Consider the following 15894-nt stretch of genomic DNA (forward strand, 5'->3'; position numbering starts at 1 on the left):
AAAGTCACAAAACATACACAAAGAACACCAAGTTAAATCGCGGCCTGTCATGATGAAGCTTGGTGTTTTTGGTGTCTTTGCGGTGAGCAATTTTATTGATTATCCATAATGAACCCAGTCAAAGTTGGCCTGCTTGGCATCGGCACCGTAGGTAGTGGTACTTTCAATGTACTGAAGCGCAACCAGCAGGAAATTCGTCGACGTGCCGGTCGCGATATTGAAATCGCCATGGTGGCAGATCTCGATGTGGAACGTGCGCGTGAGCTGACCGGCGGCAATGTCACTTGCGTGAAAGATGCTCATGAAGTGATTGCCAATCCTGAAATTGATATCGTGGTTGAGCTGATTGGCGGTTATGGCATTGCCAAAGAGCTGGTGCTCAAGGCAATTGCGGCGGGCAAGCATGTGGTCACGGCCAACAAGGCTTTATTGGCAGTGCATGGCACCGAGATATTTAAAGCGGCGCAGGAAAAAGGCGTAATGGTGGCTTTTGAAGCGGCGGTAGCAGGTGGCATCCCGATCATCAAGGCCTTGCGTGAAGGACTGAGTGCCAACCAGATTCAATGGATTGCCGGCATCATCAATGGCACCACCAATTTCATTCTTTCTGAAATGCGTGACAAGGGCTTGTCGTTTGATGATGTCCTCAAAGAAGCACAACGACTTGGCTATGCCGAAGCCGACCCTACTTTTGATATTGAAGGGGTGGACGCTGCGCATAAAGCCACCATCATGAGTGCCATCGCCTTTGGTATTCCGGTACAGTTTGATAAGGCCTATGTGGAAGGCATCACCAAATTGCAGGCTGCTGATATTCGCTATGCCGAACAACTTGGTTATCGCATCAAGCTGTTGGGTATTGCGCGCAAGGCAGGGCATGGTATCGAGCTGCGGGTTCATCCCACCTTGATTCCCAGCAGGCGTCTGATTGCCAATGTGGAAGGTGCCATGAATGCCGTGCTGGTGCATGGTGATGCCGTGGGTGCGACCTTGTATTACGGCAAGGGGGCAGGTTCAGAACCGACCGCGTCGGCAGTGATTGCCGATCTGGTCGATGTGACTCGCACCTTGACGGCCGATCCTGGGCATCGTGTGCCATTCCTCGCATTCCAGCATGATGCCTTGTCTGACATGCCGATTTTGTCCATGGATGAAATCACCACAGCCTACTATCTGCGTTTGCGGGTGGCAGATAAAGCAGGGGTGCTGGCCGACATTACCCGCATTTTGGCCGATCGCAGTATTTCCATTGATGCCTTCTTGCAAAAAGAGGCTGATGAAGGTGAAAATCAGACTGACATCATCATCCTCACACATCAGACGCAGGAAAAAAACGCCAATGCCGCGATTGCGCAAATTGAAGCCTTGCCAACAGTTTCTGGCAAAGTTACGCGAATTCGTATGGAAGAGCTGAGCTAGGTTTTAAAACTGAATGGAGATCACCAGGACTGTTTTTGTCTTGGTGATGGTGCCGCTCAAAGTAGTCGGTGTGGATTCATGTCTTGATGATTTCATTTGAATGTCACAAAACAGCCTGATTCTTTTAGTAGAATCAACTTACTGTTAAAGGCATAAAAATGAAAATCTACTGCTTGATTGTTGCACTGTTTCTAGCTGCCTGCGCCACTGAGACTACTGCGCCAGAAAAAACTGCCTATGATGTCTTTTACGAGTGGAATACCACGATGCGTGCAGCGCTCAAGGCAGGAAAAATCAAGCATTCAACTTTTTACGAAGCGCGCAATCAACGTCTGAGTCAGTTACCTGATAATGAACCAATCAAACCGGTTCTGATGGCAGTGCAGCCCATGCTACTGGCTGGTGCCAAAGCTTTTGAAGCTGGCAAGATCAGCCAGGACCAGTTCAACGATATTAAAAGACAGGCGAATGACTCGATCGAATCCAGCCTCAGAGCTCGAGAAGTCAGCTTAAAAGCGCAATCCATGCAAAGTAATCAGCGTCCCGTTACTGCGGGTGTGGCCTATCTTTACAGTGAACAATTGCAAAAAGGTGTGATGTTGCCGATTGCTACAGGGATTCCCAATCCTGATGCAAAAAAATGTCAGGCAGTATCGGCGGACACAGTGGAAATTAGCTGTACCCACGCTGCTGACCAGCCCCAATCAAAATAAGTCAATATTGGATATAGATGGTACTGGGTTCAGTGCTGGTTCAGTTTGATGGATCGGGAATGATGGTGGACGGATCGGGTGAAAGTCTTGCCAAATTCATATGACAAGACTTCAATTCAGTTGATCAACGACGACGATCAGTCAAGCCATTGTGGTTGAGATCGTGTTGATTATCATGTTTTTGACGATAGATTCTTGCGCTATCACGATTGGCTTCGGCGTGTAATTCAGCGTGTTCCTGTTTGGTGACGACACCATCGGCCTTGGCCGCTGCTTCATCAGTTTTCAGTTTGACTTCACGGCGCTCCAGGCGATTGGCTTCGCGCTGGGTAAGCTGACCAGATTCGATACCTTTATCAATACGTTGCTCCTGGCGAGCTTCACGTTGATCCAGCTTGGGTGTGCTTTGTGCCTGAGCTGAGATTGACACAGAAACAGCCGCCAGACCTAACAAAAATACTGCGCTTACTTTTTTCATGAGAACTCCGTTTTGTTGTTGAAAGAGATACTGCTTATGGGCAATAACGAGTGGGTATAACTTGGGTTGACAGCATTTTCCAGTTAATGTGAAATTTTCCCATATGAAGTTTTGGGTATTTTTAGCTCATCAATAATTACGTTGTGACGCAGGTAGCTTACTTGCGACTGCGGCAATTGATGGGTAGATACATGGGTTCGATATTGGTTTTATTGGGGCCCTTGACGGTCATATTGCCGGGCACTGGGCCATTGCCACAAATCCAGGTAACCGGGACGATTGGGGCATCTTCTACGACGGCGGGTCGTAAAGTCAAAGTTTTGTCAATGATCGCGCCATGGGCGCTATTGCCAAAAGTGATGTGGATCGCTCCGTTATCGATCTGGATTGAACGGATGTAGTTGTTGACGATTTTTTCGGGTACGGGCAAAAAGGCTTCGGCATTATTGGCCGGAATTTTATGGGGTTTGGCACTCCATGCATCGGCAATCGGGGTTTTGACGATTTCGGCCAGGGGCAGAGCATCGACAATTTGCTGGCGCACCAGACGATCGATATAACTGGGTGCCGCCATCAAAGACATGATCGCCACAATAGCCATGACGACGAGTAGCTCGATCATCGTAAAACCCGCTTCGTTTGCCGACGAACAATGGCGCAGGTAAAAGTGTGTTGGCGGGTTGGGGCAGATCGTCGTCATGAAAAATTATGCCGTATATCGGTGCAGCGCTGTAGTCTGTTTGCAGTCTGTTACGGAAAATATACTCTGATGGAGTAAATTTATAGCGCTAATAATAAAGCACTTAAGCTATCCATTTTGATGGATACTCCACAGAAAATACCATTTCTGTGATGTTTTTGTCGTGCCGAGAAGGAAGCTGCTGATCGCTTTAATTCCTGCTTGAAGTGCTGGATGAGTGCGGATGAAATCCGTCATAAAAAAAGCCAGTCAATGACTGGCTTTATCTAGTTGAAAACAGCGTTCAATGTCGTGGTGTATGAGCCGTCCAGTGATGGGTGACTTCACCAGCCAGATTGATACTTTCAAGGTGAACATCAAAACCCCAGAGTCGTGCCACATGTTTGAGCACTTCTTGTGCACCATCATGAAGCGGCCTGTCATTATGTTGTGCATGGCGCAGGGTCAGTGCACGATCACCGCGCAGATTGACATTCCATACCTGAATATTGGGTTCGCGGTTGCCCAGGTCATATTGGCGCGACAGGGCTTCACGCACATGTCGGTAGCCGGTGTCATCATGAATTGCCGAGACTTCCAGATCAGGCGCATCCTTTTCATCCAAAATCGCAAACAGGCGAAAATCACGCATGATCTTGGGCGACAGGAACTGACTGACAAAACTTTCATCCTTGAAGTTACGCATAGCCTGATCCAGTGTGGGTAGCCAGGGGGCACCGGCAATATCCGGGAACCAGCGGTAATCTTCTTCGGTGGGTGATTCACAAATCCGCTTGATATCGGTGTACATTGCAAAACCCAGTGCGTAAGGATTAAAGCCGCTATAACCGGGATGATTGACTGTAGGTTGGTAAATCACATTGGTATGCGAGCTCATCCATTCGAGCATCATGCCGTCATGCAGATAACCATTGTCGTACATGGTGTTGAGCAGTCGATGGTGCCAGAAGGTGGCCCAGCCTTCATTCATCACCTGGGTCTGGCGTTGCGGATAAAAATATTGGGCAATCTTGCGCACAATGCGCACCACTTCGCGTTGCCAGGGTTCAAGCAAAGGGGCGTTCTTTTCGATGAAATAGAGCAGGTTTTCCTGTGGCTCAGCCGGAAAGCGGCGCGTCGCAGCGATCTCATCTTCACGTTCGGCACGACGCGGCAGGGTGCGCCACAGTTCATTGACCTGTTGCTGCAAATAGAATTCGCGTTCTTCGCGGCGGCTACGTTCTTCCTGCAAAGACAGTTTGGCGGGACGACGATAGCGATCCACGCCATGATTCATCAGTGCATGGCAGGAGTCGAGGGTTTCTTCTACGGCATCCAGGCCATAGCGTTCTTCACATTCGGCAATATAATTTTTGGCGTAGACCAGATAATCAATGATGGATGACGCATCGGTCCACATCCGAAACAGATAATTGCCCTTGAAAAAACTGTTGTGTCCATAGGCCGCATGGGCGATCACCAGGGACTGCATGGCCATGGTGTTTTCTTCCATGAGGTAGCTGATGCAGGGGTTGGAATTGATGACAATCTCATATGCCAGCGCCATATGACCACGTCGATAATTTTTTTCAGTGGCAATAAACTCTTTGCCGTAACTCCAGTGGCGGTAATTGACTGGCATGCCCACCGAGGCATAGGCATCCATCATCTGCTCGGAGGTGATGATCTCCAGTTGATTCGGGTAAGTGTCCAAGCCATACACTTCAGCAGTTTGACGAATCACATCATGGTATTGCTCGATGAGTTCAAAGTTCCAGTCGCTGGAAGCGGGCAAGGGAACCTCGGCACGCTTGAAGGCGGGCGTTTTACCATCACGCCAGGCATGCAGACGATCTGTGGTTGGCGCTTTCATTGCGGCACTCATACGGGCACTCCTTCCTTCTTGAACAATTCGCGGAAGATGGGATAGATCTCACCCGGTGACAGGACTTTACGCATCGCAAAGTGCTTGTATTCCTCGGCAATTTTGGCGTAATCAGTCCACAGGGTTTGCTCGGCCTCGGCGACTTGCACATAGGCAAAATAACGCACGGCGGGCAAGAGATGATCAACAATCATGTCATGGCATTTGCCACTGTCCTGATACCAGTTATCCCCATCACTGGCTTGTGCCATGTAGATATTCCATTCATTGCTGGGATATCTGGCGCGCATGATGTCATTGGCCAGAATCAGCGCGCTGCTGACCACGGTACCGCCGGTTTCGGTCGAATGAAAAAACTCGTCTTCATTGACTTCCTGTGCCTGGGTATGATGGCTGATGAAAACCAGTTCAATCTTTTCGTAATGCCGTGTCAAAAACAGGTAGAGCAGCAAGAAGAAGCGTTTAGCCAAATCCTTGCGTCCCTGATCCATCGAGCCAGAGACATCCATCAAGCAAAACATCACGGCCTTGGTGGTAGGGACGGGCACCTTGATGCGGCTGCGATAACGCAGATCCAACGGGTCCAGATAAGGAATCCGGTTGACCTTGGCACGCAGGGCATCAATCTTGAGTTGCAGCGCTTCCATCATCTGCCGTGCCATGACATCGGTAGGCAGATGCTCTTTGCGTAGTGCTTCCATTTCTTCTTCAAGCTGGCGCAGCTCGCTTTTACTGCTGCTGCCTAAAGCGATACGACGTCCCAGCGCACCGCGCATGGAGCGCACCACATGCAGATTGTTGGGTGTGCCGTCACTGGAAAAACCAGCGCGTTGCGACTTCCAGTCAGGAATATCAGCCAGTGCTGTTTTGATGAGGTTGGGCAAGGCCAGATCTTCAAAAAAGATCTGCATGAATTCTTCTTTGCTGAGCTGAAAGACAAAGTCGTCCTGACCTTCACCACTGTCACTGGCCTCATTGCCGTTACCGCCACCGCCGCCGCCCTGACCACCCTTGGGGCGCTCAATTTTGTCGCCTTTGACAAAGTCCTGATTGCCGGGATGGATCATTTCACGTGTGCCACCCTGACCATGTTGAAAGACGGGTTCAGAAATGTCGCGTTTGGGGATATGAATTTCTTCGCCGCGCTCCAGGTCGCGGATGCTGCGTTCATTGATGGCACGTTTGACGGCATCTTTGACCTGGTCTTTATAGCGGCGTAAAAAACGCTCTCGATTGCCAACCGACTTGTTTTTGCCTGCCAGCCGACGATCGATGATTTGCTGCAAATGCATCGCCGCTTTTGTCATGAATCATCCTTTAAATGGTGGCAATCCACGCTGTCAACGTGCCTGCCCTATATTTATTGAGGGACTTCTTCATCGAGTCACAGACCTGCGCCTGGAAGGCACAGGCCCTTGGCTTACGAACTCTTGCGTACTCGCAAATACCATTCACACAATAAACGTACTTGCTTGGGTGTATAGCCTTTTTCCACCATACGATTGACAAAGTCTTCATGTTTTTTAACTTCATCAACACTGGCCTTGGCATTGAAGCTGATCACCGGCAACAGCTCTTCCGTATTGGAGAACATTTTCTTCTCGATCACGGTGCGCAGTTTTTCGTAGCTGGTCCACAATGGGTTTTTACCACCGTTATTGGCCCGTGCTCGCAAGACAAAGTTGACGATCTCGTTACGAAAATCCTTGGGATTGGCAATGCCTGCTGGCTTCTCGATTTTTTCAAGTTCGCCATTCAGGGCGACACGGTCAAACACTTCACCGGTGTCCGTGTCACGATATTCCTGATCCTGAATCCAGTAGTCGGCATAAGTGACATAACGGTCAAAGATGTTCTGACCATATTCGCTATAGCTTTCCAGGTAAGCAGTCTGGATTTCCTTGCCGATGAACTCGGCGTAACGCGGTGACAGCAACTCCTTGATGAAGCCGATGTACTTTTGTTCCAGTTCTGCCGGAAACTGCTCGCGCTCGATCTGCTGTTCCAGCACATACATCAGGTGCACTGGATTGGCGGCGACTTCAGTGCTGTCAAAGTTGAATACCTTGGACAATATCTTGTAAGCAAAGCGGGTGGAAATACCGCTCATGCCTTCATCGACACCGGCAAAGTCGCGATATTCCTGATAGCTCTTGGCACGCGGATCAGTGTCCTTTAGGTTTTCGCCATCATAGACCTGCATCTTGGAATAGAGGCTGGAGTTTTCAGGCTCTTTGAGACGCGTAAGGATGGCAAACTGCGACATCATCTTCAGTGTACCGGGCGCACAAGTGGCTTTGGCCAGGGAGGAGCCGCGCAAGAGTTTTTCGTAAATATGGACTTCTTCGGAAACCCGCAGGCAATAAGGCACCTTGACGATATAGATCCGATCAAGAAACGCCTCATTGTTTTTGTTGTTGCGAAATGCCTTCCACTCGCTCTCGTTACTGTGGGCTAATACCACACCGTCAAATGGAATCGCACCGAAGCCTTCAGTACCTTTGAAGTTGCCTTCTTGAGTGGCAGTCAGCAAAGGATGCAAGACCTTGATGGGCGCCTTGAACATTTCAACAAATTCCAGCAAGCCCTGGTTGGCCAGGCACAGGCCACCCGAATAGCTATAGGCGTCCGGGTCATCCTGCGCAAAGGTTTCGAGCTTGCGAATATCCACCTTGCCCACCAAGGAAGAGATATCCTGATTGTTTTCATCACCAGGTTCAGTCTTGGCAATGCCAACTTGCTTAAGGATGGATGGGTAACGTTTGACCACTCTGAACTGACGAATATCGCCACCAAATTCATCCAGGCGTTTGACTGCCCAAGGTGATAGAACACGGTTCAGATAACGGACGGGTATCCCATATTCCTTTTGCAGAATCGGACCATCTTCAGTTGGATCAAACAGACCCAGGGGCGACTCATTGACCGGTGAACCTTTGATGGCATAGAAGGAGACTTCTTCCATGAGCTGCTTTAAGCGTTCGGCAATGGAGCTCTTGCCACCACCGACTGGCCCAAGCAGATAAAGAATCTGTTTCTTTTCCTCCAAACCTTGTGCGGCATGGCGGAAGTAAGACACAACTTGTTCGATCGCGTCTTCCATGCCATAAAACTCGGCAAAGGCTGGATAGATTTTAATCACCTTGTTGGCAAAGATACGTGACAGTCGCGGGTCGTTGCGAGTGTCCACAGTTTGAGGTTCGCCGATGGCTTTGAGCATACGCTCGGCCGCACTGGCATAGGTAATCGGCTCACGCTTACACAATTCGAGATACTCTTGCAGAGACATCTCTTCTTCGCGTTTACGTTCGTAGCGCGCGGTGAAATTGCTGATCACATCCATAGATTACCTCCCGGAGTTGTAAACAATCTTTCTTGCCACTTCAAACCACCATGACTTAACGTTAGCATAGTCTGGTACGTTTAACGTGATTGTGGAAATAAGCACACAAAAGCCAGTCAATTCACTAAAAGGACAGGCAAGTAACATGCCTCCTTCTTTGTTGATGCGGCGCTATATCCAAAAACAATTTCTCATATTTACCAATCAAAAAGTAGCTGGGTAAATCCTATAACTAAAATGCATGATGGTTCATATTCCTTGGGCAAAATCAATCATGCTTAGTTCACCGTATACGCTTGAGTCGTGACAAAGATTTTTGTGGCGGCAAGTGCGATAATCACCGTTTATATCAACCGTTTTCATGGCCGCTGGTGCAGAGGTTTGTGTTGGCATGCAAGCGCTGGTCAATTGTTGTCAAGTAGTCATTAAGTCATCTCGTTAGTTATTTATACACCTGGGTAGTAAAAAAATAAGCTATTTATTTACGCACTTAATACCTAATAAAAACCCATATACTCCCAATTTATTCCATTAAATAATCCTATTTATGCATTACTTTTCTACTCGCGGCGTGAATCTTTCTGTCGCTCCTGCACAGACTTTTTCACAAATTTTGCTGGGTGGTCTGGCCCCGGATGGGGGGTTGTATTTGCCGGAAACCTATCCGCAGGTCAGCGATGCCGAGCTGACTGCCTGGCGCAGATTGTCCTATGCCGAGCTGGCCTATGAAGTGTTGCGCAAATTTGCTACGGACATTGATCAGGCCGATTTAAAGCTGCTGGTCGAAAAAACCTACACACCTGCGGTCTATTGCAATGCGCGCTTGGGTGATGATGCCAATGCAATTACGCCTTTACATCTGTTGGGTAAAGAGCAGGGTGCCTTGCTATACCTGCAGGCGCTATCCAATGGCCCCACATTGGCTTTTAAAGATATGGCCATGCAACTGCTGGGTAATCTGTTTGAATATATCCTGACCAAACAGGGTGCCGCGCTCAATATCCTGGGTGCAACGTCTGGCGATACCGGTAGTGCAGCCGAGTACGCCATGCGCGGCAAACATGGCATTCGTGTTTTTATGTTGAGTCCACATAAAAAAATGAGTGCCTTTCAAACTGCACAGATGTTCAGTCTGCAAGACGATAATATTTTCAACATTGCTGTTGAAGGCGTGTTTGATGATGCACAGGATATCGTCAAGGCAGTTTCCAATGATCTGGCCTTCAAGGCACAGCAAAAGATTGGTACTGTCAACTCCATCAACTGGGCGCGGGTGGTGGCGCAAGTGGTGTACTACTTCCGTGGTTATCTGACTGCGACGACCAGCAATGATCAGAAAGTCTCTTTTACTGTGCCATCAGGTAACTTTGGCAATATCTGTGCGGGCCATATTGCCCGCATGATGGGGCTGCCAATTCATCGCCTGGTTGCCGCCACGAACGAGAATGATGTGCTGGATGAATTTTTCCGCACCGGTGTGTATCGTGTTCGCAAGTCAGCCGAGACCTATCACACTTCCAGTCCATCCATGGATATTTCCAAGGCATCCAATTTCGAGCGTTTCATCCATGACCTGTTTGGCCGCAATCCAGTGCGCACTGCCGAGCTCTTTGCCAAGGTGGATCATGAAGGTGGTTTTGATATTTCTGCTACGCCTGAATTTGCCAGCGTGCAGCAATACGGTTTCGTTTCGGGCAAGAGCACGCATGCAGATCGGCTGAACACGATTCGCCAGATTGCCGAGCAGTACGGGGTGATCATTGACACGCACACCGCCGATGGCGTCAAGGTGGCACGCGAACATCTGGAAGCGGGCATTCCCATGATCGTGCTGGAAACGGCCTTGGCGGCCAAATTCAACGAGACCATTCAGGAAGCCCTGGCGCAGAATGCCCCACGTCCCAAAGGTTTTGAAAATATTGAAGCCTTGCCACAACGCTTTGTGGTGATGCCCGCCAAAGCCGAAGACATCAAGGCCTATGTGGCAGGGCATACCGCGCTGTGAGGTTCATTGAGAAATCTGTCCAATTTCATCGGGACGGTTTGGTGGCAGTCATGGAGCAGCCATGAAGGTTTTTGGCATAGTTGGTTATTCCGGGGCAGGAAAAACCACCCTGATTGAAAAACTGTTGGTGCATTTTCGGCAACAAGGTATCAAGGTTTCTATCATCAAGCACTCACACAAGGGTTTTGATATTGACAGGCCCGGCAAGGATTCCTGGCGACACCGTGAGGCCGGTGCCTGCGAGGTGCTGATTGCCTCCGATTCGCGTTGGGTATTGATGCATGAGCTGCATAATCAAGCCGAACCTGATCTGGCCGAATTACTCACCCATTTTTCGCCTTGTGATCTGGTTTTGGTGGAGGGTTATAAGTCGATGCCGATTCCCAAGCTGGAAGTCTGGCGTTATGCTGATCAACTGGAAACTTTACCCAATGCGGTCAATGTGGCTCTTGAGCGGCCGCTACGTTATCCCACTGATACTCATATTTTGGCGTTGGCGACGGATCAGGCCGCGTTGCCTGATCCGTCGCGTCATGTGGATTTGCTTGATGTGAATGAGGAAGTTTCAATTGCCAGTTTTATTTTGGCGTCTGCCATGCCGGTCGAGCAGGTGCCAGTCAGAAGCCAGTCTGCACGAGGAGCTGCGTGAAATGGACATTCGGATCCGCTACTTTGCCAGTCTGCGTGAAAAGCTGGGTGTGAGTGAAGAGCAGGTCGATTTGCCTCATGAGGTGAAAACGCTCGGCAATCTGCAAACCTGGTTATGCGCACGTGGTGGTGTGTGGGCAGAAGCATTGGCGCCTGGACGGGCAGTGCGAATTGCGCAAAATCAAACCGTTTGCACTTCAAGTGAATTACTTAAAGTTGATTCTGAGGTTGCTTTTTTTCCACCTGTAACAGGTGGATAATTATTATTAATCAATAATATGGCAATTTTTATTAAAGTAATTTCAGAGGATTTTAACTTCGGTGATGAGCTGTCTGCCTTGCGTGCGACTAACACCGGAATTGGCGCGATAGTGAGTTTTTTGGGGACCGTGCGCGATATGAACCGTGGCGAAGTCGTCACCCAAATGGCGCTTGAGCATTATCCCGGTATGACAGAAAAATCCCTGCAGACAATTGGTGAGCAGGCGATGGCACGCTGGCAAATTGAGGATGCGCTGGTCATTCATCGCTATGGTGCTTTGCAACCTGGCGACCAGATTGTGCTGGTCGCCGTCACGTCAGCGCATCGTGGTGAGGCGTTTCAGGCTTGTGAGTTCATCATTGATTATCTGAAGACCGAAGCACCATTCTGGAAAAAAGAGTCCACGCCGTCTGGCAGTCACTGGGTCGATGCGCGTGACACGGATCAGACCGCCTTGCAAAAATGGCAGACTCAAAAAGATGAGGACGGGAGTACAACCACCTCGTAGCGCGATCCTCATGGCTGATGTTCCCCGGCAAGGTGCTGCAAGGGGTGATTGTCAGCGCTTACAAAAAATTGTCTGGGCTAAATTGTCAGCACTTAATCCAGCTTCCAGATCAATAGTGTAAGCACCCTTGAATTTGTGATTTAGTTCACGCAGAATGCCTTGTCATCCCCTTCGAATATTTCTTTATTGTCTGGTTGTTCATCTTGAATAGCATTTCCTTGCCCCTTGATCTTGAAAACATGAACAACCCGGCCGAGCCTGGACAACGTCTGTCCGGTTTTTTGCCGATTTTCAATTCGCAAGCCAGGGTCTTGATTCTGGGTAGTTTTCCTAGCGAGGCCTCGCTCGAAAATCAGCGCTATTACGCTCATCCGCAAAACCAGTTCTGGAAATTGCTGGCGCAGGTGCTGGGTGAGCCGCTGGTGGAGTTGCCTTATCCACGCCGTCTGGACGTCATCAAGTGGCATCGGATTGCCTTGTGGGACGTCTATGCGGTCTGTGAAAGAGAAGGTAGCCTGGATGCCAAAATCACCAACGCGATTCCCAATGATTTCCTGACGCTGTTTTCAGCGGCACCCAATATCAAACGAATTTTCTTCAATGGCCGCACAGCCGGTCGTTTTACGCCCTGGTTCCGTGAGCGGGGTTATGAAACCCAAGTCCTGCCTTCTTCCAGCCCAGCCAATGCCACGCTGAATTTTGAGCAAAAGCTCGAATTCTGGCGCGAAATCGCCAAGTGATTGCTGCCTGATTGGGATGCCGGGCAATGCTGCTTGGCAGGCAGGTTTTTATCAGATGATAAAAATCGCTAAATAACACCATGATTGACGTGTTGCAGCGGCCAAAATAGGCGCGTTTTCTTTTACACTGCCTGTATGAGTCTAATCAGAAGAAAATCCATCGAGGCCGTGGAATCCCGCAAGCCTGCACGTTCGCGTCAAGCTCATGACGAACAGCAGGATGACGCGACATTGGTCAACAGCCCCTCAACATCCCCAGATAATCTCAAGCCCCGGATTTCACGAAAAGGCTATCAGGCGCGTTATGCGCCAGTGACTTTTTCCGAAGAGTTTGGCGTGCGCTATCTGCACTTTGGTACTGTCTGGGTGCAGGGTGCCATGCGGATTCGCAAGCCCTTTGCGCTGGAACTGGAATATGCACAACAGATGATGATCTGGCTGCTGTGGTTGAACGAACCGAAGCATGTGGCCCAGTTGGGGCTGGGGGCTGCGGCGTTGACCAAGTTTTGCTGGAAGCATCTACCGGAATGTCAGGTGACTGCGGTGGAGTTGAATCCTGATGTGATTGCCGCCGCCTACAGCATGTTTAAGCTGCCGTACCCAGGCACGGTGGATGATCGCCTGCAGGTGTTGCAGGCCAATGCGATGGATTATGTGACTGATCCCGCGTTGCTTGGCACACTCGATGCCTTACAGGTGGATTTGTATGATGCCACGGCGCGTGGTCCGGTACTGGATAGCCCGGAGTTTTATCAGGGTTGTCGCGACCTGCTCAAGCCTGGCGGCATCATGACGATTAATTTATTTGGCGATCATGACAGTTATCCCAAAAATATTCGCCGGATTGAAAAGGCTTTTGGCAAGCACAATGTGGTGAGTCTGCCGGAAGTGCATCAGGGAAATGTTGTCGTGATTGCATTTCATTGTTATAACAACAAGCTTGCACCATTGCCGCGATCGGTTGAGGACTTTGGATTGCTCTACGAACGAGCCAAAGCGATTCAACTCAGTACCGGTTTATCGACGCGCAGTTGGGTGACGGCACTTAAACAGGTTTTGCTCGCCGATGCTTGATGGACGGCTGAAGGGACCGCTGAATATACAGCTATGTGCCTGGTTTGATGGCTGCTTCATGATCCAGCTCAGACCAGCCAGTGTTCGTTGTTAAAAATTTTCTAGTTGCTATTATCAATTCAACCCTTGTTCGAGAGAGTGCCATATCACCATGCCCACCCCCGCAAGTTCGTTGCCAACTTTTGCCAACACCACCATTTCTCGTGCCACTCGTTTAAATCTGGCCCAGCATATCGGGCCTTTGGAGTTGCGGGTTCTGGTCAAATGGCTGCATGAAGATCGTCTGATTCATCGCGAAGATCTGGAAGCTTTCTATCAGGATGCGGCACGTAAAAAAGCCGGTGTCCATCCTTTGTTGATGGTGGCTGATGCCAAGTTGCATTACGCAGGTCGTCCCGACAAAATCGCCGATATTGAATCATTGACTGAATGGTTGGCTGATAAGGTTGGCTTGCCATACATGTATATTGACCCACTCAAGGTGGACTTTACCCAGGTGGCAGACCTGATGTCATCGGCTTATGCCGGTCGCTACAAGATTTTGCCGATTGCGGTCAATAGCAATGATGTCACCGTGGCAACCTGCGAGCCGTTTGAGACGCAATGGAAGCCCGAGCTGGAAAAGATTTTGCGCAAGAGTGTGCGTCTGGTGGTTGCCAGTCCCACCGATATCAATCGCTATATTGCCGAGTTTTATAACCTTGCCAAATCGATGAAAAATGCGCTCAAACGCAATGGTGCGCAGGCTGCGCCGGGCTTTGAGCATCTGATTGAGTTGGGTGCCACTGGCCGGCCTTTGGATGCCAACGACCAGAGCGTTATCTATATCGTTGACTGGCTCTGGCAATACGCGTTTGAACAGCGCGCCTCTGATATTCATGTCGAGCCACGGCGTGATGCCGGGATCGTGCGGTTTCGGATTGATGGCGTGCTGCATCAGGTTTATCAGGTGCCAGTGACGGTATTGCAGGCGATGACGGCACGGATCAAGTTTTTGGCGCGGATGGACGTGGTGGAAAAACGCCGACCGCTGGATGGGCGCATTAAAGTGCGTAATCCGCGTGGTGAAGAAATTGAAATGCGCTTGTCCACTTTGCCAACCGCTTTTGGCGAAAAACTGGTGATGCGGATTTTTGATCCGGAAACCGTGATCAAGCAATTTGCCGCGCTGGGTTTTTCGAGCGAGGAGGAGGGCATCTGGAATGATCTGATCACCCGCCCCAACGGCATTATTCTGGTGACTGGGCCAACCGGTTCGGGCAAGACCACCACACTTTACAGTACGCTGCGTTTGCTCGCGACCGATCAGGTCAATGTGAGTACCATTGAAGACCCGATTGAAAACGTCGATCCGGCCTTGAATCAGATGCAGGTCAATCCGGCCATTGATCTGGGCTTTGCCGATGGCGTGCGGGCTTTGTTGCGGCAAGATCCGGACATCATCATGGTCGGTGAGATTCGTGACCTGGAAACCGCCGAAATGGCGATTCAGGCGGCGCTCACCGGTCACCTGGTATTCTCGACCGTGCACACCAACGACGCCCCGTCAGCCATCATTCGTTTACTGGAACTGGGTGTGCCATCGTATCTGATCAGCGCGACCTTGCTCGGTGTGATGGCGCAGCGGCTGGTGCGCACGCTTTGCCAGCACTGCAAGGCCCCCGATGCCAAGTTCAGCAATGACACCTGGAACAGTCTGATTTCACCCTGGACCTTCAATGAAAAACCCAATGCCTATGCGCCAGTGGGTTGTCTGGAGTGTCGTAATACCGGTTATATGGGGCGAGTGGGCATTTATGAATTGTTGACTGTCAGTGAAGAACTTAAGCGGCATATCCACGAAGCACCCAATATCTCGGCGATTCGTACCCAGGCAGTGCGAGATGGTTTACGGCCCTTACGGATTTCTGGCGCCATCAAGGTGGCTGAAGGTAAAACCACAATTGAAGAAGTGCTTGCTGCCACCCCGCGTATGGAAGTGCAGTTGGCGGCCGAACCCGTAACTGAGGCTGCCGTAGAGCCACGAACACCATCGCCTGCCGCTGCATCTGCCACGGTGAGTGCCCCCATTCAAGTTGCTGCGACTGAAACGGTGTTGGCAAAATAGGCCGCCATTTCTCATAGGCCTGCGTAATATAGT

Annotated in this window: 14 protein-coding genes; 9 read left to right on the forward strand and 5 right to left on the reverse strand. The window is 50.0% G+C overall.

Annotation, left to right across the window (positions count from 1 at the left end):
- Positions 1 to 108: 108 nt before the first annotated feature.
- The gene (locus ACMYR3_RS06605) at positions 109 to 1419 is read left to right on the forward strand and encodes a homoserine dehydrogenase (protein ID WP_424195697.1); all 1311 of its coding nucleotides are present in this window, start codon (positions 109 to 111) and stop codon (positions 1417 to 1419) included.
- 158 nt (positions 1420 to 1577) lie between these two features.
- Positions 1578 to 2132 carry a hypothetical protein gene (locus tag ACMYR3_RS06610; RefSeq protein WP_424195699.1) on the forward strand — a complete coding sequence of 185 codons (555 nt, stop codon included), beginning with the start codon at positions 1578 to 1580 and terminating at the stop codon, positions 2130 to 2132.
- A gap of 124 nt (positions 2133 to 2256) precedes the next feature.
- Here the strand turns inward: ACMYR3_RS06610 and ACMYR3_RS06615 are convergent, their stop codons facing one another.
- The 5 genes from ACMYR3_RS06615 to ACMYR3_RS06635 form a co-directional block, all read right to left on the reverse strand.
- Positions 2257 to 2610, reverse strand: coding sequence for a hypothetical protein (locus tag ACMYR3_RS06615; RefSeq protein WP_424195701.1), 354 nt, complete (start codon positions 2608 to 2610; stop codon positions 2257 to 2259).
- 157 nt (positions 2611 to 2767) lie between these two features.
- On the reverse strand, positions 2768 to 3310 hold the full coding sequence (locus tag ACMYR3_RS06620) for a pilin (protein WP_424195703.1): 543 nt from the start codon (positions 3308 to 3310) through the stop codon (positions 2768 to 2770).
- Between the two features lie 283 nt (positions 3311 to 3593).
- On the reverse strand, positions 3594 to 5174 hold the full coding sequence (locus tag ACMYR3_RS06625; protein WP_424195705.1) for a SpoVR family protein: 1581 nt from the start codon (positions 5172 to 5174) through the stop codon (positions 3594 to 3596).
- A complete protein-coding gene (locus ACMYR3_RS06630; RefSeq protein WP_424195707.1) occupies positions 5171 to 6481 on the reverse strand; it encodes a YeaH/YhbH family protein in 1311 nt (436 codons plus the stop codon). Before ACMYR3_RS06630 ends, ACMYR3_RS06625 begins: the two co-directional genes overlap by 4 nt.
- 113 nt (positions 6482 to 6594) lie before the next feature.
- Complete coding sequence (locus ACMYR3_RS06635; protein WP_424195709.1) at positions 6595 to 8517, reverse strand: PrkA family serine protein kinase; 1923 nt, start codon at positions 8515 to 8517, stop codon at positions 6595 to 6597.
- Positions 8518 to 9064: 547 nt separating this feature from the next.
- Here ACMYR3_RS06635 and thrC point away from each other — a divergent pair.
- From thrC to ACMYR3_RS06670, 7 genes are all read left to right on the forward strand, one after another.
- Positions 9065 to 10522, forward strand: a complete 1458-nt coding sequence (gene thrC, locus ACMYR3_RS06640) for a threonine synthase (RefSeq protein WP_424195711.1) — start codon at positions 9065 to 9067, stop codon at positions 10520 to 10522.
- Positions 10523 to 10583: 61 nt separating this feature from the next.
- The gene (gene mobB / locus ACMYR3_RS06645) at positions 10584 to 11171 is read left to right on the forward strand and encodes a molybdopterin-guanine dinucleotide biosynthesis protein B (protein WP_424195713.1); all 588 of its coding nucleotides are present in this window, start codon (positions 10584 to 10586) and stop codon (positions 11169 to 11171) included.
- Between the two features lies 1 nt (position 11172).
- Positions 11173 to 11430, forward strand: coding sequence for a molybdopterin converting factor subunit 1 (gene moaD / locus ACMYR3_RS06650; RefSeq protein ID WP_424195715.1), 258 nt, complete (start codon positions 11173 to 11175; stop codon positions 11428 to 11430).
- An 18-nt stretch (positions 11431 to 11448) separates the two neighbouring features.
- Entirely contained in the window at positions 11449 to 11940 is a 492-nt protein-coding gene (gene moaE / locus ACMYR3_RS06655) for a molybdopterin synthase catalytic subunit MoaE (protein ID WP_424195717.1), read from the forward strand.
- Positions 11941 to 12179: 239 nt separating this feature from the next.
- Positions 12180 to 12680 (forward strand): DNA-deoxyinosine glycosylase, encoded by a 501-nt coding sequence (locus ACMYR3_RS06660; RefSeq protein ID WP_424196394.1) that lies wholly within the window; start codon positions 12180 to 12182, stop codon positions 12678 to 12680.
- Between the two features lie 135 nt (positions 12681 to 12815).
- On the forward strand, positions 12816 to 13754 hold the full coding sequence (locus ACMYR3_RS06665) for a spermidine synthase (RefSeq protein WP_424195719.1): 939 nt from the start codon (positions 12816 to 12818) through the stop codon (positions 13752 to 13754).
- Between the two features lie 151 nt (positions 13755 to 13905).
- A complete protein-coding gene (locus ACMYR3_RS06670; RefSeq protein WP_424195721.1) occupies positions 13906 to 15861 on the forward strand; it encodes a GspE/PulE family protein in 1956 nt (651 codons plus the stop codon).
- Positions 15862 to 15894 lie beyond the last annotated feature (33 nt).

Source organism: Ampullimonas aquatilis, assembly GCF_049675895.1.
GTDB lineage: Bacteria > Pseudomonadota > Gammaproteobacteria > Burkholderiales > Burkholderiaceae_D > Ampullimonas > Ampullimonas aquatilis.